Raw genomic sequence first — 21684 nt, 5'->3', positions numbered from 1 at the left:
GATCAGGTCGGACTCGGACTCGGAGTTGACCAGGGAGTCGAGGGTCGTGGAGGCCGTGAGGGGCATGTCGATCTCGGACTTGGTCATGCCGGCCATGGTCTTCTTGACGAACTCGAGGTTGTCCTCGATGGAGTCCAGCTTCTCGCGGACGATCTGCGGCATGTGCTGGCCGCGGATGCCGGCCTCGGCGATGTACTGGTCGGTGAACTCGGCGCGGGCGCCGGGGACCTGGTCGAACACCTCCGCGACGAGGTTCTCGAGGTAGAGGACCTCCACGCCCTGGTCCCTCAGGATCTGGGCGAAGGTGTCGTGCTCCTGCTGTGCGACCTCCAGGAACGGGACGTCGTCGAACAGGAGTCGCTCGAGCTCGTCGGGCGGCAGGTTGAGGAGCTCGTCGCCGGGACGGTGCAGGCAGACCTTCCTGAGCTTGCCGATCTCGGAAGGCACGTGCAGACCTTTCGTCATGGCCTCCTACCTTTCTTTCGGGCCTTTCGGCCGAATCTCTCAGCGCCCTTCCGTAACGGGCGCTGCTTGCTGACAGCTCTATTTATATCCAAATTCTACCCGCAATTCCACCTCGCCCCCGAACGGTCAACAAAGTGCGATGAACGGTATATCGCCTATGATTCCCCCATAATGCACTTCGGCGTTCTAAAGTAACTTTTCTAAGGTAAACGCTCTTTTTCTTAAAAACCATTTACAATCGCGTCTCTAAACTTTTGATTGAAAATTGCATAGCTAAATCAGTTTTATGCATATAAATGACGCTTGTTTACGTTTCTGCCTGTATTCGATGATATTCAGCTATCTATCATTCTTATTCACACTTACGTACCAGTCGAGAGAGGATATAGACCGTTTGCGGACAGCAGGGCGTCAGTCCTATGGCTTGTCAGCGTAAGAAGTAGGTAAAGATACCGTTCACGCGATACGTCCGTGCCATAGGTCGACTAAATTGAGACAATAGGGAATAGTGTTAGGCTACCGTCCCCTGCGGGGACTGAACGGACAGATGCATATGCCGAGCAAAATCGAAAAAAAGCAAGCCGCCGCTAAGCTGCGCAAGCCGCCGCGCGACTTCTCGTACACGCAAAACCGAGAACTTAGCTGGCTGCGCTTTGACAACCGCGTGCTTGACGAAGCCTTCGACGAAACCGTTCCGCTGTTCGAGCGTCTAAAGTTCGTGTCGATTTTCGAGTCCAACCTCGACGAATTCCTTATGGTGCGCGTGGGCGGCCTGTCCGATCTGGCAGAGCTCAAAAAACAGCCTGTCGACAACAAGAGCAATATGACCGCCTCCGAACAGGTCGATGCTGTCATGGCCGAGCTGCCCGGGCTCCTTACCCGTTGGGAGTCCATCTTTAAGAGCATCGAGGGCAAACTCGACACCTTGGGCGTTCACCGCGCCCGCATCGATTCGCTTACGCCCGAGGAACGCACCTTTGTAACCCGCTACTTCCAGGCCTACGTGTCGCCGGTTATCTCACCGCTGGTCATTGACCCGCGCCACCCCTTCCCCAACCTGCGCAACGGCGCGCTCTATCTGGCTTGCGGCCTAGATGGCGTCACTGACGAGGAGAGCCTGCTGGGCCTTATCGAGATTCCCGCCTCGATGAACCGCGTGGTCGAGATCCCCTCGCCCACCGGCACCTACTCCTACATCTTGCTCGAGGACGTCATCCTCGCCTGCCTGGACAGCTGCTTTGGCTCCTATAAGCCGCTGGATCGCGCGCTGATCCGCGTCACTCGCAATGCCGATATCGACCCGGACGGCGAGGGCGTCGAGGAGGAAGAGGATTACCGCCAGCACATGAAGCGCATCCTCAAGAAGCGCCTGCGCCTGCAGCCGGTGGTGCTCGCCGTATCGGGCTCGCTCGAAAAGCCAACGCTCAAGACCATCCGCAAGGCGCTCGAGCTTTCTCGCCGCTCGGTCTTTACCTGCGATATCCCCCTTGACCTGGGCTACGTCTTTGGCATTGAGGGCAAAATTCCCGAACATCTACGCAACGAGCTGCTCTTTACGCCGTTTAAGCCGCAGCCCAACCCCACCATCGATATGGCCCGCTCCATACGCGAGCAGGTGCTGCAACACGACAAGCTGCTCTTTTACCCCTACGAGGCCATGAACCCGTTCTTGGACCTGGTGCACGAAGCAGCCTACGACCCCGAGTGCATCTCGCTGCGCATCACGCTCTACCGCGTGGCCAAACAGAGCCGCCTGTGCGAGTCGCTCATCGATGCTGCCGAAAACGGCAAAGAGGTCACGGTACTCATGGAGCTCCGCGCCCGCTTTGACGAGCAAAACAACATCGAATGGGCCGAACGCCTGGAAGAGGCGGGCTGCACCGTCATCTACGGCTCCGAGGGCTTTAAATGCCACTCAAAGATCTGCCAGCTCACCTATCGCGAGGGCATGGCGCTCACCCGGCTCACGCTGTTGGGCACCGGCAACTTTAACGAGAAGACGGCCAAGCTCTACAGCGACTTTATGCTCATGACCGCGCATCCCGGCATCGGCGAGGACGCCAACCTGTTCTTCCGTAACCTGTCGCTGGGCAACCTGCGCGGCGACTACCGCTTCCTGGGCGTGGCGCCCGTGGGCCTCAAGCCGCTCATCATGCGCGGTCTGGACCGCGAGATTCAGCGCGCCCTCGTCGGCGAGCCCGCCCGCGTGTTCTTTAAGCTCAACTCGCTTACCGACCGCGAGGTCATCGACAAGATTGCCGAGGCATCGTGTGCCGGCGTGCGCGTGGACATGATCATCCGCGGCATCTCGTGCCTCAAGCCGGGTGTTGCCGGCAAGACCGAGAACGTGCACGTTCGCTCCATCGTCGGACGCTTTCTGGAGCATGCGCGCGTCTATGCCTTTGGCGTGGACTCGGACATGATCTACCTGAGCTCGGCAGACATGATGACGCGCAACACCGAGCACCGCGTGGAGATCGCCTTCCCCGTGCTCGACCCCACCTGCCGCGCCCTGGTGCACGAGTACATGGACATGCAGCTGCGCGACAACGTGAAGGCACGCAGGCTGACGAGTGACGGCACCTGGGTTCCCGTGGAGCGCAAAGAGGACGAGAAACCCTTCAACTCGCAGGAAGCTCTGCTGGAGCGTGCCTATCGCAACGCCGAGGCCGCGCCCGAGCCCGTCATTGAGGCAAAACCCGCCCCCGAGCCCGAGCCGCAGCCGGTAGCACCCAAGGTCCAAGAGGTCCAGGCGACCGTCATTGAGCCCGAGCCTGCACCTGCATCTCAGCCCGAGCCGCAGGCAGCTAAGCCCGCGCCCGAGACGAGTGCCCGTCGCAAGAAGCCCGCTGGCGCGACCAAGACCATCGAGCGCCATCGCCCCGGTCGTGTGCGCATGGGTCTGGGCCTGATCGGCCTAGGCCTTAAGACGCTCATTACCGGCAAGACGAAATAGACGTTTGTAGAAGCGCCCCGTATTTGAGGAATGCCCCAGATACGGGGCGCTTTTCCCTGCTACCATGGTTGCGAACAAAACCGCGAATGGCAGGCAGGAATATGAAGCTCACCATAGAATCGATGACGTACGGCACCGACGGTCTGGCACATGCCGACAACGGCAAGGCCGCATTTGTGCAGGGCGCCGTGGCAGGCGACACCGTCGAAGTCGAGGTCGTGCAGGACGGCAAGTCGTTTATGCGTGCCCGCACGACTGAGATTCTGGAGCCGAGCCCCGATCGCATTCAGCCTCCCTGCCCCTTCGTGGGCATCTGCGGCGGTTGTTCGTGGGGCAACCTCTCGCGCACCGCTCAGCTTGCCGCCAAAGAGCAAAACCTGCGCTCCACGCTCGAGCGCATTGGCAAGTTCACCCCCGACCAGGTCAACGAACTTGTCCAGCCCATCCGCCACACCAAGGATGACTGGGGCTACCGCAATAAGATTGAGCTGGAGCCCACCCTCGTTAACGGACGTGTGCGCCTTGGCATGCACGGCGTCGATCCCAGCAAGATCGTGACCGTCGATTCGTGCCCGCTGTTCGATAAACGTTTTCCCAAGGCACTCAAGTCGGTCGTCGGCGCGCTCAACTATCTGAGCGGCAGCCACGACCTGGGTCTGGAGCGCGTGGGCATTCGCGCTTCGCGTCGCACCAAGGCGCTCGAGGTCGCGCTTTGGACGCCCACAGGCTCCTTCCCGCGCTCACAGGTCTCGCGCGTGCTGCCAGATGCCGCACACCCTACGAGCGTAGTGCGCGTAATGAGCAAGGGTGAAAAGAAAGCCCGCCGTGTCTCCAAAGTCGAGATGCTCGCCGGCGAGGGCTCGTGGACCGAGAATATCGCCGAAGGCCAGATGCGCTTATCTGCCCCGTCGTTTTTCCAGGTCAATACCAAAGGCGCCGAGATTTTGATTGAGCTCGTTATGGACGCCCTCGACCCGCAGGAAGACGAGCTGGCCGTGGACCTATACTGCGGTGCCGGAACCTTTACCCTGCCGCTCGCCCGCCGCTGCGACTTTGTTGCCGCCGTCGAAGCCTACGGTCCGGCCGTGCGCGACCTGCGCCGTAACCTCGAGATCAACAAGCTCGACAACGTCGACGTCATCGGCGGCGATGCCGTGCGCGAGTTCCCCGACCAGGACGCCGATGTCTTGGTGGTCGACCCGCCGCGCGCAGGCCTGGCGCCCGAGGCCATCGACCTCATCGCCAGCACGAGTGCGCGCGATGTCGCCTATGTGAGCTGCGACCCTGCCACCCTGGCACGCGACCTTAAGCGCTTTGTCGAGGAAGGCACCTTCTCCCCCGTCAAGATCACACCGGTCGATCTGTTCCCGCAAACCTTCCACTGCGAAACCGTCGTCCACCTCAAGCGCAACTAGCTGATGATTTTTCTGGGACGGGGATTAAATAATCAATTTGTACCGAATGATTATTTAATCCCCGTCCCTTTTTAAACATTGGGAAATCGAGCGTGGCAAGCATATGTCTTCGGGGTATAAGACGGCTAATTGTATGCCGCCCTATGAAAGGAACCCTTATGCCCAGCGTTGCCGTTCTCGCCGCCGATGGCTTTGAAACTATTGAATGCTTGACCATGGTCGATGTCATGCGTCGCGGCGGCGTGCGTGCCACGCTCGTCTCGATTATGCCCACGCGCGAGGTTGTGAGCTCGCTGCAGATTCCCGTGACCTGCGATGCCCTCTTTGACGAGATCAACTTTGACGAGTACGACTGCGTCGTGCTGCCCGGCGGCCTGCCCGGTGCCACCAACCTGCGCGCAGATCAGCGCGTCTGCGACGTGGTCTGCGAGTTCGCCGCGACCAAGCACGTCGCCGCCATCTGCGCCGCCCCATTTATCCTGGGCGAGCTTGGCCTGCTCGAGGGACGCCGCGCCACGTGCTTCCCCGGCTTTGAGAAGAGCTTCCCCGAAGGCACTTATACCGGCGAGAAGGTCACGCAAGACGGCAATATCATCACTGCCAGCGGCATGGCACAGTCACTCCCCTTTGCATTGGAGCTGCTGCGCACGCTCGCTGGCGACAAGGCCGTCGAGAAGGTCGCCGAGGGCATCCAACTATGATTTTGGCTTCGCAATCGCCGCGCCGCATAGAGCTGATGCGCGAGGCCGGCTACAGCATTCACGTGATTCCCGCGGATATCGACGAAACGCCCTTTGATGGCGAGGCCCCGCTCACGCTTGTCGAGCGCTTGGCACGCGCCAAGGCGGCTGCCGTTGCTGCCGAGCATGCCGAGCCCAATGAGCTGACGGTCGCGGCCGACACCATCGTCACCTTTGACGGCAAGATTCTGGGCAAGCCGGCAACCGAGGGCGAGGCGCACACCATGCTCCGTGAGCTTTCGGGCCGCACGCACCAGGTCGCAACCGGCGTCTGCATCGTTAAAGCCGGCGACGCTACAGCTCCGCATGCCGCCGAGAGCCTGTCGTTTGTCGATGTGACCGACGTGACGTTCTATGAGCTTACCGAAGAGCAAATCGAGCGCTATGTTGCCTCCGGCGAACCCATGGACAAGGCCGGAGCCTACGGCATCCAGGGCACAGGCGGCCGCATGCTTGTGCACGACATTTCGGGTGACTTCTACAACGTGGTGGGCTTGCCCATCGCTCGCGTCGCACGCGCGATTCAAAAACTCTCGTAATTGCATCTGGCGCTGGGCATCCCTCAGCGCCTACAATTTTGCCGTACCGTACGGATCCCGACCGGGTATAAGGCCCGGCGGAAAACCGATAGGAGAAAATATGGACACGCTGCTCGAAGCCATCGATGTTTGCAATGTCGATGGCTTTTGCTTTGGCAACCATACGGACGAGGAGGCTGGCACCGGCTGTACCGTAATCGTGGCGCCCGAGGGTGCCACCGGCGGCGTTGACGTACGCGGCGGCGCTCCCGCTTCGCGCGAGACCGACCTGCTGCGTCCCGAGAACACCGTCGATAAGGTCCACGCCGTCTGCCTTTCGGGCGGATCGGCCTTTGGCCTCGAAGCCGCAAGCGGCGTGGCCCGCGAACTCGAGAGCCGCGGTATCGGTCTGCCCGTCGGCCCCACGCAGGTGCCCATCGTGTGCTCCAGCTGTATCTTCGACCTTGCCTTTGGCGACTCCACAGTGCGACCCGACATTGAGGCCGGTATCGCCGCCGTGCGCGAGGCGCTCGACCACACCCCCGCCACGCTCGAGCAAGGCAACGTGGGCGCCGGTACCGGCGCCACCGTAGGCAAGCTCATGGGGCCTGCCACCTGCATGAAGGCCGGCCTTGGAGCTGCCGCCGTGGCACTCGGTCCCGTCAAGGTGGGCGCCGTGGTCTCGGTCAACGCCTGCGGCAACGTCATCGACCCGACCACTGGCGAGTGGGTCGCCGGCATGCGCGCCACAGCCGATAGCAACCAGATCGTCGACATGGAGCTCGCCGCCTTTGCCGCCGCAGGCTCTATGCAGATGCCGCTCGATCGCACCAACACCACCATCAGCTGCATCGTCACCAACGTGGAGCTCACTAAGGCCCAGGCCACCAAGGTCTCCCAGATGGCAGCAGATGCCTACGCGCACGCCATCCGCCCCACACACACCACCAACGACGGCGACACCATCTACGCCCTCGCCAGCGGCAAACTGGGTGCCCAGGCAAGCGCCGCCGTTCCCCTAGACCTGCTGGGCATGCTCGCCGTAAGGGCCCTGGAAACCGCCATCGTAAACGGAGCCAAAACCGCCAAAACCTCCCACGGCATCCCCGGCGCCGCGAAGTAAACTAGCTCGTCCGGTTGTCCGGTGGGTCTTGGTTATGTTTGCTGCTCTACAGTCCTGGCTCGCACGAAGAGCACATTAAGTGCTCTTCGGCTCGTGCGGAACTCGCGACAAACATAACCAAGACCCACCGGACAACCTACCAATCAGATTCTTTTCAGCCCAGGCCCCTGTGTACCGCGCGTCCAAGATCTTCAAATTCAAATAACCTGACAATCAATTCTTATAGCAGAGGCCCCTTGGCCTTTAGTTTGATACAAGTTCCGCACGAGCCGGAAAGCACTTAATGTGCTTTCCGTGCGAGCAGGACTGTTCGCAGTAGCAAACTAAAGGCCAAGGGGCCCATTCAACCTATCAGCAGCGAATACTCAGCAGCTAGTTGAATTTGAAGATCTTTGAGGCAAGACGGTATAGGCCGAGTGTGGTTTTGTCACCGGCACGGCCGCGCAGGTTGGTGAAGAAGCCGACCACACCGTAGCGTGCACGACGATACATACGCTCGTCATAGGCTTTCAGATCAGTCCACAACGTCTTCAGGCGCTCGTCGGCACAATCCTCGTCGGAAAGCTTGGTAAGCACCGAGCAGATTGCCATCATCATGGTGAAATAGCCCATCATGTACGAGCGCAGACGCGACGACTCGACATCGCTGTACAGGTGAAACGACTCCATCATAATGCGCGTCACGCGGAACTGCTGGTCCAGACGCTTGACCATCGTGGCCTCGTTGACGCTCTGGCCCTCGCGACCGATAAAGTAGCGATAGAGGTCGATGTCGGCGTAGTACATGGTCTTGCAGCGCGGCAACGGCACGTAGGCGTAGATGTTGTCTACATAGAACGTGTGCGGCGGCATAGGCAGATTGGACGCGCGCAGCACATCCGTGCGATAGCACAGGCTGTGCATGAGCAGATTCTGGTCCAGACGGAAATGGCCAATCTGGTCCCAGGTAAAGATCTTTTTTCGCGGCAGGGCAAACTTGTAGCCAATAGCGCTATGCGTACCCTCGTAAACCTTCTCGTACACATAGTTCGAGATAAAGAGGTCGACGCGCTGGTCGCGCTCCTCAAAACCGCGCAGGATCGAAAGCATGGTCGACAGGGCTGCGCCATCGAGCCAGTCGTCCGAGTCGACGACCTTGTAGTAGGTACCTTGCGCCTCACGCAAGCCCGAAAGGACGGCGATGCCGTGGCCGCCGTTCTCCTGATGCACCGCGCGGATGATGCCGGGATAACGTGTCTCCCACTCGTCGGCCTTGGCTGCCGTCTCGTCCTTGGAACCGTCATCGACGATGATGATCTCGATATCGGTGGCGTAATTGCTCCCCTCCAGAATGGAGGTGATGCAATGGTCCATGTCCTTGGCGGCGTTATACGAGGGAATACCGAATGATATGACTTTATGCATGGCAGGCGATAATCTCATCCGAAAGATCGAGGGCGGAGTTGGTCACGGCATCCATATCGTAGTAACGATACTCGGCCAGGCGACCCACCGGGTGGAAGTTCGTCAGGTTCTGGACGCGCTCAAGATAGCGCTCATAGAGCTCGCGGTTCTCGGGCTCCAGAATGGCGTAATAGGGCGTCTCACCCGAGCCGGGCGTATAGGCCTTGGAATACTCCTTCATGATGGTGGTCTTGCCGGGCAGAACCTGACCAGTCATGTTCTTGAACTCGGTGATACGCGTGTAATCCTCACTCGTGGTGTAATTGACGGTGCCCACGGGCTGGAACTGGTCCATATCGAGCGTCTCGAACTTCATGTCGAGCGTACGGTACGGCAGAGCGCCCAGGTCGAGGTTGAACAGCTCGTCGAGCGGACCGGTGTAGACGATCTCGCCGCCATAGACCTTGCCGTCGATCTTGACGGTGGTCTCGTCGATCTCGAAGAGGTCGCGGGCGTCCACATCGCAGAACACATCAATCAGATCGTGGTCGAGCATGTGATCGAACAGCGCGGTATAGCCGTCCTGCGGCATGCCCTGGAAGGGAGCCTGCGGGAAGTAGCGGTCATCGTCGCCCACAAAAACGGGAACGCGGCCGGTGATCGACGGGTCGATCTGGTCGGGCGTCTGGCCCCACTGCTTCATGGTGTAATGCAAAAAGACATTCTCATAGACGTAATCGGCGACTTCGGCAAGATCCGGGTCGTTCTTCTTGCGCAGCTCCATGATTGGCACCTTGACGTCCTTGCCGAAGGTCTCCACGAGCTTCTGATACAGCTCCTCACCGCGCTCATCGCCAAAGGCGAGCTTGAGGCTCGCGTGGTTAAAGGGCACGGGCATAAGGGTACCGTTGATGTTGGCGAGCACCTTGTGCTGATAGTCCGTCCACTTGGTAAAGCGCGACAGGAAATTATGGACGCGCTCGTTAAAAGTGTGGTAGATGTGCGGACCGTACTCGTGGATAAGGATCCCGGCCTCATCAGCGCAGTCGTAAGCGTTGCCCGCGATGTGGCTACGACGCTCCAGAACGGCAACGCGATAGCCGATGGTCTCGGCGAGACGGCGGGCACAAACGGCACCGGCATATCCGGCACCGACGACAATCATGTCATATGCGCCGGCGTTAAAGCCTTCAGGCAGGCCTGAGGTAATCTGCATCGATACTCCTTGTCAAAAGCCACGGGCTCGTTAGCTGGGCTTTTCTCGAACATTCTTCGAGACATATTTATCAGAGCGATTATAGCGCTAATGCGTCCTATAATGAGCTTGCCACACAAGGAAAGCTCAAGCACCGCGGCGTACATTATTGAAAGTTAAACCCGCTAGCAGCGGGTTTATTCGTGTGCAGTCAGGCGCCTGGAGCTTAGCGAAACGCTTGTAAGGAGTAACATGAGCGATTTCCTTAACCGTATGAAGTCTGCCGCCAAGGCCGACCTTAAGACGATCGTCCTGCCCGAGGGCGAGGATCCGCGCACTATCGTCGCGGCCACCAAAATCATCGAGGAGGGCCTGGCAAAGATCGTCATCCTGGGCAACCCCGACGAGATCAACGTTCCCGGCGCTACCGTCATCGACCCGCGCAATGCCGAGAAGCACGAGGAGTATGCGCAGAAGTTTGCTGAGCTCCGCGCCAAGAAGGGCGTTACCATCGAGCAGGCTCGCGCCCAGGTGATGGACGCCACCTACTTTGGCACCATGATGGTCAAGATGGGCGACGCCGACGGCCTGGTCTCCGGCGCCTGCCACTCCACCGCCGACACCCTGCGCCCTGCACTTCAGATCCTCAAGACCGCCCCGGGCACCAAGCTGGTCTCGGCCTTCTTCGTGATGTGCACCGACACCCCGCAGTTCGGCACCGACGGCACGCTGATCTTCGCCGACTGCGGCCTCAACATCAACCCGTCCTCCGACGAGCTCTCCGAGATCGCCATCGCCTCCGCTCACTCCTGGTCCACCTTCATGGGCAACGTTGAGCCGCACGTGGCCATGCTCTCCTACTCCACCATGGGCTCCGCTGGCGGCGAGGTCGCCAAGAAGGTCCAGGAGGCTGTGAAGTTCTGCAAGGAGAAGGCTCCCGAGCTCGCCATCGACGGCGACCTGCAGCTCGATGCCGCTATTGTCCCCACCGTCGCCCAGCTCAAGGCTCCCGGCTCCTCCGTTGCCGGCAAGGCCAACGTGCTCGTGTTCCCCGACCTCGAGGCCGGCAACATCGGCTACAAGCTGGTCCAGCGCTTCGCCGGCGCCGACGCCTACGGCCCCATCCTGCAGGGCATCGCCAAGCCGGTCAACGATCTGTCGCGCGGCTGCTCTGCTGACGACATCGTGGGTGTCGTGGCCATCACCGCCGTCCAGGCTCAGATGGCTGAGTAGCGGACATATCCCCTCGGGACAGGAATTTCCACCTGCTAGCAAAAAGGCCTCCGGAGCTGTTGCTCTGGAGGCCTTTCGTTTACTTGCAAATGCGCGCGTTAGTTGTTCTTGGTCAGACGCTCGACGTCGTGGGCGATCATGTATTCCTCGTCGGTGGGGATGACCATGACCGTGACGGCGGAACCGGCAGCACTGATGACCTGAGGACCGTTGCCTACGGCCTCGCGGTTCCTGTTGTTGTCGATGCGCACGCCCAGCCACTCAAAGCAGTCGCAGAAGGCCTTGCGGATCGACCAGTCGTTCTCGCCGATGCCGGCGGTAAAGGTGATGGTGTCCACGCCCGCCATGGAAGCGATCATGGAGCCGGCCTGCTGCATGGCCTTGTAGGCGAACATATCGAAGGCGAGCAGGCAGCGCTCGTCGCCCTCGGAGGCGCGCGTGCGGATGTCGCGGGCGTCGTTGGAGATACCCGAGATAGCAAGCAGACCAGACTGCTTGTTCATCATGTCGTCGACTTCCTGGTAGCTGTAGCCGCCCTCACGCTGCAGGTAGCACACGGTAGCCGGGTCGATGGAGCCGCAGCGGGTTCCCATCATCAGGCCGTCAAGCGGCGTGAGCCCCATCGTGGTGTCGCGGCACACGCCGTCCTCGATGGCGGCGAGCGAAGCGCCGTTGCCCAAATGGCACGAGAGCAGGCGGTGGCAACGCGAGCCAAGGATCTCCTTGGCCATCATCCACTCGTAGCGGTGGCTCGTTCCGTGCGCGCCGTACTTGCGCACGTGGTACTTGTCGCACACGTCCTTGGGCAGGGCGTAGGTGTAGGCGACCTCGGGCATGGTCATGTGGAACGAGGTGTCGAAAACGGCGACGTTGGGCAGCTCAGGATACTTCTCACGGCAATACTCAATCGCCGCGGCCTCGCCGTAGTTGTGCAGCGGAGCCAAGGGGGCTACCTCGAGAATCTTGGCCATGACCTCGTCGTCGACGACCGCGGAATCATCGAAGTGCCAGCCGCCCTGAACGATGCGATGCCCAATGCCATCAATCGTAAAGTCGGTCTTCTCGAGCTCCTCGAGCACACGAGCGATAGCAGAGCGATGATCGGGGAAAGGAACCTCCTCGGTCTGCTTGGCGCCACCGTTCTCGGAGTGGCCGAAGATGCCCATGTCCGATCCGATACGCTCGCAGTTGCCCTTGGCGAAAACCTCGCGGGTATCGGTATCCAAAAGCTGATATTTAAGGCTTGAGCTGCCGGCGTTGACAACAAGTACGTTCATGAGACTCCTTTGCAGTGCAATACGGTCGACGCAGACCCCTTAAGGCGGCCGCATTTTAATAAGAAGTTATCATATCTTGATAAATAGCTATCAGAATATCGCCCAGCGAGCGCAAAGGAGGGGCTGAACGGCACTCGGTCGTCCAGCCCCCCCCTCTTGCAATTATTTGCCGTTGACGATGCGCTCGACGTCGGAAGCGATCATGAACTCCTCGTCCGTGGGGATGACGAAGATCTTGACCTTGGAATCCTTGGCAGACAGGCACCAAGCGCCGTCGCCACGCAGGGCGTTACGGGCATGGTCCATCTTGACGCCCATAAAGGCCAGACGGTCGGCCACGCCGGCGCGGACGGCCGGAGCGTGCTCGCCGATGCCAGCGGTAAAGACCAGGGTATCCATGCCGCACATGGAAGTGGCCATCTCGGCAGCCTTGGCGGCAATCTTGTAGACAAACATGTCGAAGGCGAGCTGAGCCTCGGGGTCACCAGCAGCGGCGAGCTCCTCGACGTTGCGGCAGTCGTTGGTCTTGCCGCCGGTCACAGCCAAAAGGCCGGACTTCTTGTTCATCATCTCGTCGACCTCGTCGAAGGTGTAGCCACCCTCGCGCTGCAGGTAGCACACGGTAGCCGGGTCGATGGAGCCGCAGCGGGTGCCCATCATGACACCGTCGAGCGGCGTCAAGCCCATAGTGGTGTCCATGCACTTGCCGTCCTCGATGGCGCACAGGGAAGCGCCAGAGCCGATGTGGCACACAACGACCTTGCGGGCCTCGCCGTTGGTCATCTCGGCGACCTTCTTGGAGATGTAACGATAGCTGGTGCCGTGGGCGCCGTACTTACGGATGTGCAGCTTGTCGCAAACATCCTTGGGCAGGGCGTAAGTCTTGGCGACCTCGGGCATGTTGAAGTGGAAAGCGGTGTCGTAGACCGTGACGTTGGGCAGGTCGGGATACTGCTCCAGGCAGTACTCGATAACGTTGGCCTCGGGGTTGTTGTGCAGCGGCGCCAGCGGGGCGACCTCGCGGATCTTGGCGAGGACGTCCTCGTCGACGAGGGAGGAATCGCCAAAGTACCAACCGCCCTGAACGATGCGGTGGCCGATGCCCTCGATCTTGACGCCGTTGGCCTCGAGGTCCTTCAGGACGACCTCGATGGCGACCTTGTGGTCGGGGAACTCGATGTTCTCGGTCACCTTCTTGGAGCCGTTGGCAGCATGGGTGAAGGTACCGCCGGTAAAGCAGACGCGCTCGCAGGAGCCCTTTGCGGACACCTTGTGGGATTTGGTATCGATGACCTGATACTTAAGGGTCGAAGATCCTGCGTTGACGACCAGAACGTTCATGTGTCTCCCTACTAACAGGCGGTGTGGCGCCGCCAGGTTACATACGCTTCAATAATAAACCCAAACGCCCTCGCGCTCGGGTTTATTGCGTTGATATATAAGTTATCGGTGCCAGAGCTTCCGTTTCATTGCGCGGAAGAAGCGTCCTCAGATGAGGTTCTCGCCCAGGTTCTTGCCGCCGAGGACGTGCATGTGGAAATGCATGACGGTCTGGCCGGCGTTGACGCCCTTGTTGGAGATGACGCGGAAACCGTCCTCCAGGCCCTTGGCCTTAGCGACCTCCTGGATGGCGTGAGCCATGGCGCCCATGGTCTCGGCGGGCACGTTGTCGGCGATGTCGCTGTAATGCTTCTTGGGGATCACGAGCGTGTGGACCGGCGCCTGGGGATTGAGGTCGTCGAACGCGATGACCTGATCGTCCTCATAGACAACGGTCGAGGGGATCTCGTGGTTGGCAATTTTGCAGAAGATGCAATCACACATGGTTGGTTCCTTTCTCGCAGACCAAGGTAATTATATTTGGTCGGAATGGTTAGAACGAGAGGTTGTCGTCGGTGTTGGCGGCTTCGCCGTCGGCGAGCACGTCGTTGCCGTCGACGTCCTTAAGGAGCACCGAGACCTTCTGCTCGGCATCGGACAAGCGGGTGCGTAGGCTCTTGAGGAGCTCGACGCCGCGCGTGTAGCTCTCGAGCGACTCCTCGAGCTCCATATCGCCCGACTCCAAGCTGCGGATGATGAGTTCCAACTCCTGCGAGGCCTGCTTGTACGTAAGCTGCTCAACCGGGGTCTTCTCTGCCATATCTGTTTCCTTTCCTAAAGGTTTATCGCTGTGAAACGCGACCTACTCGACCGTATCGACCGTTGCCGCCACGTTGCCGTCTGCCATGCGCACGCGTATGGCGTCGCCGGGCTTAAAGGTCTTGGCGCTCGTAGCCACCCCATCATCGCTGTACGCGATGGAATAGCCACGGGCAAGCACCTTGAGCGGCGACAGGGCATCGAGTGAGGCTGCCGCACGGCCCAGGTCGGACACGGGTTTGCTGAGCATCGTGCGCCCCTGATGCTCCAGACGGGAGCTCGCAAGCGTGAGCGCATGGCGCTTGCCATCGAGCCCCGAGGTGCTTGCAATCAAGCGCTCGGGCAGGCGCTCAAAGTTGGAGCGGAATGTCCCGACCGAGCGAGCTATGGCGCCCGACAGGCGATCAGCAGTCAGCGCAAGCTCCGATTCGCGACGCTCGACCATAAACGTTGGGTCGTTGAGGCACGGGCGGCATGCGGCGGCATCGAGTGCATCGCCCAGACGGGCCGTATAGGTGTCCCAGGCACGACGACCGCGCTGGTCGAGCATTTCCAGATCGACCTGATCCGACCCAATCATCGATGCCATCGCGGCACCCAGACGCTGATGGCGCGCCTCGAGCACGTCGGCCAGCTCCGTCATAGCCGGTGCCACCGATTCCGCCGCTGCCGTTGGCGTGGAGGCGCGGCGGTCGCTCACCATGTCGCAAATCGAGGTATCGGGCTCATGGCCAATGCCGGTCACCACGGGCACAGGACAAGCCGCCACAGCGCGGGCAAGATCCTCGTCATTAAAGGTCATGAGGTCCTCGAAGGAGCCGCCGCCGCGCACCAGCAAGATGCAGTCGGGCGCTGGCGTAATGGAAGCGGCGCGGCGCAAGCCCTCGATGAGTTCTGCCGGCGCGCCCTCACCTTGAACTTTAGCCCCCACGCAAACGAGCTCGACAAGCGGGTTGCGACGACGCAATGTGCGCTTGACGTCATCGATTACGGCACCCGAAAGCGAGGTGACGACCGCCACGCGTGAGCAGAACACCGGGATGCGGCGCTTGCGCGCTTCGTCCATCAGGCCCTCGCGGCGTAGCTTTTCGGCCAGTTGCGCCACTTGTTGACGCAGCAGGCCCTCCCCCGCCAGCGAAAACGAGCGAGCGACAAAGCTCATGCGGCCCGTAGCCTTATAGAGATTGAAGCTGCCCTTAAAGCTCACCTGCATGCCGTCGCGCAGATCGAACGTGCGCTTGAGATAGGCACCCTTCCAAATGATGCAGTCAACGGCGGCCGAATCGTCCTTGATCTGGAAATAGCAGTGGCCGCTTCGGGCATTGGGGCCACGGAAGCCCGTGACCTCGCCCAGGACACTCAGCTGCGGAATGGCATCGAGCGCACCGGCGGCGATCTCCACCGCCTGGCTCACGCTGAGCTCCTTGCGCTCCTGCTCGTCCGAACCGTCAAACTCGGCGGAAACGGCATTGCCGGTTAGATTCCAGCCTGCCACGCAGCCTCCTTTCGTTATCGTGCACAAAGGCTCCGGCCCTGCGCAAATTCAAGTCCAACACATAGTACAGCGCCGCGGGGACACGAATCCCCGCGGCGCCCAACGACCCAATTTGTTATCGATCGGAGTTTCTGTTGTAGCGAACCATAAGGTAGAGCAGCTGAATGATCGAAGTCAGCGCTGCGGCCACATAGGTAAGCGCGGCCGCCGTCAGCACCTTCTTGGCGCCGTTGACCTGCTTGGAACTCATACCCGACTGCTCGATGTACGCCACGGCACGTCGGCTAGCGTCAATCTCGACCGGCAACGTAACGAGCTGGAACAGCACGCTAAACGAGAAGAAAATCAACGCGAGGGTCGTGAGCCCGGCAATGTTCATAAACAGGCCCAAGAGCAACACGATGGTCCAGGTGTTCTGGGTAAAGTTAACGACCGGAACCAGGGCGGTGCGCACTTTCATCATGGCGTAACCGCTTTGACGCTGGGCGGCGTGGCCCGCCTCGTGGCAGGCGACGGCAACGCTTGCGACCGACCCGCCCGAACGGTTGGCGTCCGAGAGATACAGGTTGTTATCCTGCGGGTTGTAGTGGTCGGTGAGCTCACCAGCCACGCCCTTGATACCCACGGCGTTGCAACCGTTGGCGTCGAGCATGCGGCGAGCGACCGTGGCACCCGTGTCGCCGTCCGAGCGAACCTTGGACCAGGTCTTGTACGTCGAGTTGATATAGCTCTGCGCCGCAAGACCAAGCACTGTACAAACAAGAACAACCAGCAGGTACAGCGGGTCGATGCCAAAGCCGTAACCATAGTAATAGGGCATGCGAATTCCTCCGAATCGAGTTACACGTTGGAGGCATTCTACCCACTCAAGCGGCTAGGCTTCCCTACAGGAGCTCGATTTTGCCGTCTTTCACGGTGAGTCCCATGTTGCCCGAGAGCAGATCGTCCAGGCGCGAGCCCACGAGCTCAAAACGCCAGCCTTCGCGCAGGGGACTTTGCTCAGGATGCTCAATGTAGTCGGCCAGGTCATCGCGCGAGGCAATGACCGAGGTCGCCACGCCCGAGCGCTCGGCAACTAGGCGAATAAGCGCATACATAAGGTCGGTCACGCTCTCAAGCTCCGGCGAAATCTGGCGATGCCCGCGCACCATGAGCGGCAGACGATCGTGCGGGCAACTCGCGCCGCGCTTGATGGCCATCAACGCGCCGTCCACGTCGCGCTCTCCCAGCTGGTCGGTACCGCGAATGCTGCGGAACTCCTCAACACGCACGGGATTGCGCTTAACCAGGGCCAACAACGTATCGTCGGACATAACCCACTTGCGCGGGATGTTGCGCCGCTCAGCGCGGTCCTCACGCCAGGCGGCAAGCTCGCGCGCAATGCCCAGCTGATGGCGGCTACACGAGTTGATGCGCTTGACCTTGCGGAACGCCTCATGGCGATCGGCACGGTAGTGCGACTCGTCGGCCAGAGGGCGCAACTCATCGAGCACCCAGTCCACGCGGCCTAGCTCGCGCAGACGGCTCATCATCTCGGTATAGGCGACGATCAAGTACTTGACGTCATCGATCGCGTACTCGATCTGCTTATCGCTCAGCGGGCGGCGCGACCAATCGGTCAGCGACTCGGTCTTGGGCAGCGATACGCCGCAGAACGTCTGAACGAGCGCGCCATACGAAATCTGCTGGCGCTCGCCCAAAAAGGCGGCGGCAACCTGCGTGTCAAAAATCGGTCGCGGCAGTGCGCCCACGGTATGGAGCATAACCTCCATGTCTTGAGAGCAAGCATGGAACACCTTGACCACGCCCTCGTCAGCCATAAGCTCGGCCAGGGGAGACAGGTCGTCGATCACCAGCGGATCGACCGCGACACTCTCGGCGGGGGTGGCAATCTGGACCAGGCACAGGCGCGGATGAAACGTGCGCTCGCGCAAAAACTCGGTGTCGACGGCGATCGCGTCGAACTCGCGGGCGCGCTGGCAAAAGTCGACCAGAGCCTGATGTGTGGAAATGTACATATCAACCCATCGAATAAGGTTAGGCCCGAAAAACACGGGTAGGATATCGGCATTGCTCTACAACTATACTCGGTTAGTCACAGAACGGGAACGTAAGTATGCGCTGCCTTATCATCCACAACCCGGCATCGGGTCCCAGCTCCGATGAAATCTTCGCATTCACGCACGCCCTTGCACAGGGCGGCGACGAAGTCGTGATGCGTTTTATCGGCGATGGCATGGAGCCCGAGGACGCGGTAGAGGACGTTCGTGAGTTCGATCGCGTGGTCGTTTCGGGTGGCGACGGCACCGTCTCCAACGTGCTCGACCAGATGCGCGGGTGCGGTGTCCCTACGCTCGTCTTCCCCTCCGGCACGGCTTGCCTGTTCTTTAACAACATCGGCAATGCCCCCGAGGCGGCGGCACTCGCCAAGGCTTGCCGCGCCGGCCGCACGGTCAAGGTGGACATGGGTGAGCTCTTTTGGCTCGACGAGAACGGCAACGAGAAGCGCCACGGCTTTATCATCATCGCCGGCTCGGGCTTCGACGCCGAGATCATGATGAAGGCCGCTCCCACCAAAAACGACATTGGCGAGATCGCCTACTTCCTCTCCGCGCTCGCTACGCCCAACCCCACGGTGGCACACTTCACCATTGAGCACGACGGCATTGTCGAGGAGCTCGACGGCATCTGCTGCATGGCAGGCAATACCTCGGTCATCCAAAACGACATCAACCTATTCCCTAACTGCCGCATGGACGACGGCATGGTCGACATCGTCGTTATTGAGCCCGTACGCACGGTGCAGCTGCTCCCCACGGTAATTACCGCCGCGCTCGACCCCGCTGGCAAATTGCTCGGCCGTCCGCAGTTTAAGATCATCCAGACCAAGGAAGCCAAGATCACCTGCACGCCATCGTTGGGCATGCAGTTCGATGGCGAGATCATCTCCAGCAACTCCGGCGTCTTTGGCGCCCGCGCACTGCCGCAATGCCTCGATCTTATCGTCGACGAATTTTCACCGCTCGGAAAATAGGAGGACCCCATGAACGACAATCCCCTGATTGGCTTTATCGTCATCGTCTTGGCCATGCTCGTCGGTTACGCCATCAATGTGATTCACCGCCGAAAGAAGTAAATCCACATTGGTATGATATTCATCCAGTTATCGACTCTCCCGTTGTTTATGCAAATCCTAAACAGCGGGAGAGTTTCCTTTTTGAGCACTGTCTGGCGCTTTATTCAGCTATAGTAAATGCAGGGTGCCTTTATTTAACTAAAGCCATATAATGAGTATTATTATCCGCTCATCGTATATTTCTTCACGCTCATCGAGTAAAAGCTATTGTCGAATGAATACTCTTTAAACTTCCTTTAGGCTAGTAGATGTATTTATTAGCTGAAGCTCCGTACGATTTCGCGGGGTTTCAACAGTTGGGAGGGATCATGAGGTTTACTCATCCTGTCAACACGCTCAAGAAGCTTGGCTGCGGCCTTGCATTTGGAGCAGCGGCCATTATGGCTATGCCGACTTCGGCGCTCGCTTGCACCCAAATCTACATGGGCAGCCAGCTCACGGCAGACGGCAACACGTACTACGGCCGCTCCGAGGACTTCGGCCCGCGTTACGTCAAGCACTTTGGCATCGAGCCCGCACACAAGGACGGCAGCAAGTACACCTCGGTCGAGTCCGGCTTTGAATACAAGTCCAAGGGCGCAACCTACCGCTACACCTTCGTTCGCGACAACCCCTCTCAGTGGGAAGATCGTTACGACGCATATTCCGAGGCTGGCATCAACGAGAAGGGCGTTTCCTGCTCTGCCACGCTGAGCACCTCCTATAACGAGAAGGCAGAGGAAGCCGACCCCGTCACCGAGGAGACCGGCATCGGCGAGTACAACTACGCCAGCGTCATTCTAGGCGAGAGTGCCACGGCCCGCGAAGGTGTCGAGCTCCTCGGCAACCTGATTGACGAGCAGGGCGTCTGCTCCAACGACCAGATCATCATCGCCGACAACAACGAGACCTGGCTGTTTGCAGCGCTTTCCGGCCATCAGTGGATTGCCATGAGGCTCACCGACGATATCGCCTCGCTCAACCCCAACATCGGCAACCTCACCTATGACGTCGACCTCGACGACACCGAGAACTGCCTCCACTCCGAGGGCATCGAGTCCATGCCTAAGGAGAAGGGCTTTGCCGAGTACACCGACGGCAAGTTCGACGTCGCCAAGACCTACGGCGAGGAGATTAGCGAGGCCGGTATGCACCAGTGGTCGCGCTATGTCCAGGGCCGCGATTACTTCATGGCTCCGCTTGCCGAGGGCACCGACTACGAGATCGTCAAGGACGAGCGCGAAGACGCTCGTGCGACGACCGGCGCCCTGGTCCACGAGATGCAGCCGCTGTTCTTTACGCCCGGCAAGTCCGACTGGAACACCTTTGAGATGATTCGTTCCTTCGCCGCTCGCGGCGAGAATGTCGCCGGCCTCAACGCCAACACCGACGGCGCCTATGCCATCGGCTCCAACCGCAACACCGAGATCCACACCTTCCAGATCCGTCACGGCATGGACCCCGAGATCGCGACCATCCAATGGGAGATGCTCTCCAACGCCGAGTTCTCCGTCGCTATCCCCCTCTATTCCGCACTGCTCACCGAGGTCAGCCCCTACTTCAGCGATCAGGATGTCTCCTTTGATCACTGTGAAGAGGAAGACGTCGTGAACAACGAGGAGCCCAAGAACTCCATCAACTACGTTCTCATGGACATCAACACGCTTGCCTATGAGAACCGCGACAGCTGCGCCACCGGCGTCCGCGCCTATCTCGACGCCCTGCAGAAGGAGCTCATTGAGCAGAACCTGACCGTCGACGAGGCCATGCAGGCCGCCAAGGACACCGAGGCCCGCACCGCCCTGGCCAACAAGGCCGGCAAGGCGGCGACCAAGAACACCTACGTCAAGTGCAAGGCCATGCTCGAGGAGATGCGCGACTACCTCAAGGAGGGCGACTTCTCCGAGGAGTTCGTCCCGAGTGACTACGATGCCGACAACGACTGCCTGGTCGAGTCCATCACCTACGCCGACGAGGCCCTCTCCGATGAGGACGTTGCCGAGCCCGAGGTTGAGGAAGAGGCGACCGAGGAGAAGTCCGAGGGCAACAACATGGCCGCCATGGCCGTTGGCGCCATCGTCATCATCGGTGTCTGCGGCTTCGTGCTCTATCGTCGCAAGAAGGCCTAAGACCCTCACGTTCCGAGAGACGGGCGGGGTCGCATGAGTCATCCCGCCCGCTCAGCCTGCCCTTTTGACCGGCAGGAAACGCCGGTTGATTTTCAATCTCAACGCAACAGCCTGAACGGACCCCGCGTTTCCGCAGCTAGCGCAACGCGGAAATAGCTCCCGGCACCTGGCCATCACTTCGTTTCCGCAGGTGGAGGGGCTGTGGAGTCCGGTGCCCCCATGCCGCCGCCGCATGCTCCGCCAGCCCGCCGCGCAGCCGTTCCGGACTCAGCGCAACGGGCCCTCCGGCCCATGTCCCGGCCCGCCGCCTATCCCGCCAGCGGCCCCTCGCCCCTCGCGGCCCTGGCCCTTTCGATGCAGCCGGGCGTGAGGTCGAGCTCGCCGGGCGCCAGCTCCTCTATCCCGAACGCGTCCATGAGGGCGGAGGCGTCCTCCCCGAGGGCCATCCGCAGCACGCGCGCCGGCGTCAGGAACCCGAGCGCCCCCCTCGGCTCGGAGTTC

General features: G+C 60.3%; 18 protein-coding genes and 1 pseudogene. 8 read left to right on the top strand and 11 right to left on the bottom strand.

All coding sequences use genetic code 11. The annotated features are described in order from the left end of the window. Positions 1-465, bottom strand: a 465-nt coding sequence (locus HMPREF9463_RS06555) for an arginine deiminase family protein (RefSeq protein WP_035137931.1), incomplete at its 3' end; no start/stop codon positions are given. A 547-nt stretch (positions 466-1012) separates the two neighbouring features. Here HMPREF9463_RS06555 and ppk1 point away from each other — a divergent pair. The 5 genes from ppk1 (at position 1013) to HMPREF9463_RS06530 (ending at position 7217) form a co-directional block, all read left to right on the top strand. Then, the gene (gene ppk1, locus HMPREF9463_RS06550; RefSeq protein ID WP_035137930.1) at positions 1013-3421 is read left to right on the top strand and encodes a polyphosphate kinase 1; all 2409 of its coding nucleotides are present in this window, start codon (positions 1013-1015) and stop codon (positions 3419-3421) included. Between the two features lie 86 nt (positions 3422-3507). Further along, the gene (gene rlmD, locus HMPREF9463_RS06545; protein WP_084591820.1) at positions 3508-4836 is read left to right on the top strand and encodes a 23S rRNA (uracil(1939)-C(5))-methyltransferase RlmD; all 1329 of its coding nucleotides are present in this window, start codon (positions 3508-3510) and stop codon (positions 4834-4836) included. Positions 4837-4994: 158 nt separating this feature from the next. Beyond that, the gene (locus tag HMPREF9463_RS06540) at positions 4995-5537 is read left to right on the top strand and encodes a DJ-1 family glyoxalase III (RefSeq protein WP_035137928.1); all 543 of its coding nucleotides are present in this window, start codon (positions 4995-4997) and stop codon (positions 5535-5537) included. Beyond that, a complete protein-coding gene (locus HMPREF9463_RS06535; RefSeq protein WP_035137927.1) occupies positions 5534-6115 on the top strand; it encodes a Maf family protein in 582 nt (193 codons plus the stop codon). Before HMPREF9463_RS06540 ends, HMPREF9463_RS06535 begins: the two co-directional genes overlap by 4 nt. 100 nt (positions 6116-6215) lie before the next feature. Then, positions 6216-7217, top strand: a complete 1002-nt coding sequence (locus HMPREF9463_RS06530) for a P1 family peptidase (protein WP_035137926.1) — start codon at positions 6216-6218, stop codon at positions 7215-7217. Between the two features lie 372 nt (positions 7218-7589). Here HMPREF9463_RS06530 and HMPREF9463_RS06525 read toward each other — a convergent pair whose 3' ends face one another. Continuing rightward, positions 7590-8621, bottom strand: coding sequence for a glycosyltransferase family 2 protein (locus tag HMPREF9463_RS06525; RefSeq protein WP_035137925.1), 1032 nt, complete (start codon positions 8619-8621; stop codon positions 7590-7592). After that, positions 8614-9816, bottom strand: a complete 1203-nt coding sequence (glf, locus tag HMPREF9463_RS06520; RefSeq protein WP_035137924.1) for a UDP-galactopyranose mutase — start codon at positions 9814-9816, stop codon at positions 8614-8616. The genes HMPREF9463_RS06525 and glf overlap by 8 nt, the downstream gene beginning before the upstream one ends. Positions 9817-10047: 231 nt before the next feature. On the opposite strand from glf, the gene pta reads away from it, so the two are divergent. Continuing rightward, positions 10048-11028 (top strand): phosphate acetyltransferase, encoded by a 981-nt coding sequence (gene pta, locus HMPREF9463_RS06515; protein WP_006234296.1) that lies wholly within the window; start codon positions 10048-10050, stop codon positions 11026-11028. A gap of 98 nt (positions 11029-11126) precedes the next feature. Here pta and HMPREF9463_RS06510 read toward each other — a convergent pair whose 3' ends face one another. From HMPREF9463_RS06510 to rnd, 7 genes are all read right to left on the bottom strand, one after another. Next, the gene (locus tag HMPREF9463_RS06510) at positions 11127-12305 is read right to left on the bottom strand and encodes an acetate/propionate family kinase (RefSeq protein ID WP_035137923.1); all 1179 of its coding nucleotides are present in this window, start codon (positions 12303-12305) and stop codon (positions 11127-11129) included. Positions 12306-12467: 162 nt separating this feature from the next. Beyond that, positions 12468-13646 (bottom strand): acetate/propionate family kinase, encoded by a 1179-nt coding sequence (locus HMPREF9463_RS06505; protein WP_006234305.1) that lies wholly within the window; start codon positions 13644-13646, stop codon positions 12468-12470. 147 nt (positions 13647-13793) lie between these two features. Continuing rightward, positions 13794-14129, bottom strand: coding sequence for a histidine triad nucleotide-binding protein (locus tag HMPREF9463_RS06500; protein WP_035137921.1), 336 nt, complete (start codon positions 14127-14129; stop codon positions 13794-13796). Positions 14130-14178: 49 nt separating this feature from the next. Further along, a complete protein-coding gene (xseB, locus tag HMPREF9463_RS06495; RefSeq protein WP_006234311.1) occupies positions 14179-14445 on the bottom strand; it encodes an exodeoxyribonuclease VII small subunit in 267 nt (88 codons plus the stop codon). Between the two features lie 42 nt (positions 14446-14487). Continuing rightward, complete coding sequence (gene xseA, locus HMPREF9463_RS06490) at positions 14488-15939, bottom strand: exodeoxyribonuclease VII large subunit (protein ID WP_035137919.1); 1452 nt, start codon at positions 15937-15939, stop codon at positions 14488-14490. A gap of 115 nt (positions 15940-16054) precedes the next feature. Further along, complete coding sequence (locus HMPREF9463_RS06485) at positions 16055-16759, bottom strand: zinc metallopeptidase (protein WP_035137918.1); 705 nt, start codon at positions 16757-16759, stop codon at positions 16055-16057. 64 nt (positions 16760-16823) lie between these two features. Then, positions 16824-17957 (bottom strand): ribonuclease D, encoded by a 1134-nt coding sequence (gene rnd, locus HMPREF9463_RS06480; protein ID WP_035137916.1) that lies wholly within the window; start codon positions 17955-17957, stop codon positions 16824-16826. Between the two features lie 98 nt (positions 17958-18055). Between rnd and HMPREF9463_RS06475 the strand changes: the two genes are divergently transcribed. Both HMPREF9463_RS06475 and HMPREF9463_RS06470 read left to right on the top strand, forming a co-directional pair. Beyond that, positions 18056-18973 (top strand): diacylglycerol/lipid kinase family protein, encoded by a 918-nt coding sequence (locus HMPREF9463_RS06475; protein ID WP_035137914.1) that lies wholly within the window; start codon positions 18056-18058, stop codon positions 18971-18973. 410 nt (positions 18974-19383) lie between these two features. Continuing rightward, positions 19384-21183: a C69 family dipeptidase gene (locus tag HMPREF9463_RS06470; protein ID WP_052044126.1), complete on the top strand. Its 1800-nt coding sequence runs from the start codon at positions 19384-19386 to the stop codon at positions 21181-21183. Positions 21184-21491: 308 nt separating this feature from the next. Here HMPREF9463_RS06470 and HMPREF9463_RS11150 read toward each other — a convergent pair. Then, positions 21492-21684, bottom strand: a pseudogene (locus HMPREF9463_RS11150) (IS30 family transposase); the annotation flags it as partial.

This window comes from Collinsella sp. 4_8_47FAA (assembly GCF_000763055.1).
Lineage (GTDB): Bacteria > Actinomycetota > Coriobacteriia > Coriobacteriales > Coriobacteriaceae > Collinsella.
The sequence above is the reverse complement of the archived record's forward strand: the minus strand, read 5'-3'. Positions and strand labels throughout refer to the sequence as shown.

Excerpts from the sequence above, each read along its gene's own strand:
- HMPREF9463_RS06505 (WP_006234305.1), bottom strand. The coding sequence starts at position 13,646 with ATGAACGTTCTGGTCGTCAACGCAGGATCTTCGACCCTTAAGTATCAG.
- HMPREF9463_RS06525 (WP_035137925.1), bottom strand. The coding sequence starts at position 8,621 with ATGCATAAAGTCATATCATTCGGTATTCCCTCGTATAACGCCGCCAAG.
- HMPREF9463_RS06530 (WP_035137926.1), top strand. The coding sequence starts at position 6,216 with ATGGACACGCTGCTCGAAGCCATCGATGTTTGCAATGTCGATGGCTTT.
- pta (WP_006234296.1), top strand. The coding sequence starts at position 10,048 with ATGAGCGATTTCCTTAACCGTATGAAGTCTGCCGCCAAGGCCGACCTT.
- xseB (WP_006234311.1), bottom strand. The coding sequence starts at position 14,445 with ATGGCAGAGAAGACCCCGGTTGAGCAGCTTACGTACAAGCAGGCCTCG.
- ppk1 (WP_035137930.1), top strand. The coding sequence starts at position 1,013 with ATGCATATGCCGAGCAAAATCGAAAAAAAGCAAGCCGCCGCTAAGCTG.
- HMPREF9463_RS06500 (WP_035137921.1), bottom strand. The coding sequence starts at position 14,129 with ATGTGTGATTGCATCTTCTGCAAAATTGCCAACCACGAGATCCCCTCG.
- rlmD (WP_084591820.1), top strand. The coding sequence starts at position 3,508 with ATGGCAGGCAGGAATATGAAGCTCACCATAGAATCGATGACGTACGGC.
- HMPREF9463_RS06540 (WP_035137928.1), top strand. The coding sequence starts at position 4,995 with ATGCCCAGCGTTGCCGTTCTCGCCGCCGATGGCTTTGAAACTATTGAA.
- HMPREF9463_RS06510 (WP_035137923.1), bottom strand. The coding sequence starts at position 12,305 with ATGAACGTACTTGTTGTCAACGCCGGCAGCTCAAGCCTTAAATATCAG.
- HMPREF9463_RS06485 (WP_035137918.1), bottom strand. The coding sequence starts at position 16,759 with ATGCCCTATTACTATGGTTACGGCTTTGGCATCGACCCGCTGTACCTG.
- rnd (WP_035137916.1), bottom strand. The coding sequence starts at position 17,957 with ATGTACATTTCCACACATCAGGCTCTGGTCGACTTTTGCCAGCGCGCC.
- HMPREF9463_RS06535 (WP_035137927.1), top strand. The coding sequence starts at position 5,534 with ATGATTTTGGCTTCGCAATCGCCGCGCCGCATAGAGCTGATGCGCGAG.
- HMPREF9463_RS06470 (WP_052044126.1), top strand. The coding sequence starts at position 19,384 with ATGAGGTTTACTCATCCTGTCAACACGCTCAAGAAGCTTGGCTGCGGC.
- HMPREF9463_RS06475 (WP_035137914.1), top strand. The coding sequence starts at position 18,056 with ATGCGCTGCCTTATCATCCACAACCCGGCATCGGGTCCCAGCTCCGAT.
- glf (WP_035137924.1), bottom strand. The coding sequence starts at position 9,816 with ATGCAGATTACCTCAGGCCTGCCTGAAGGCTTTAACGCCGGCGCATAT.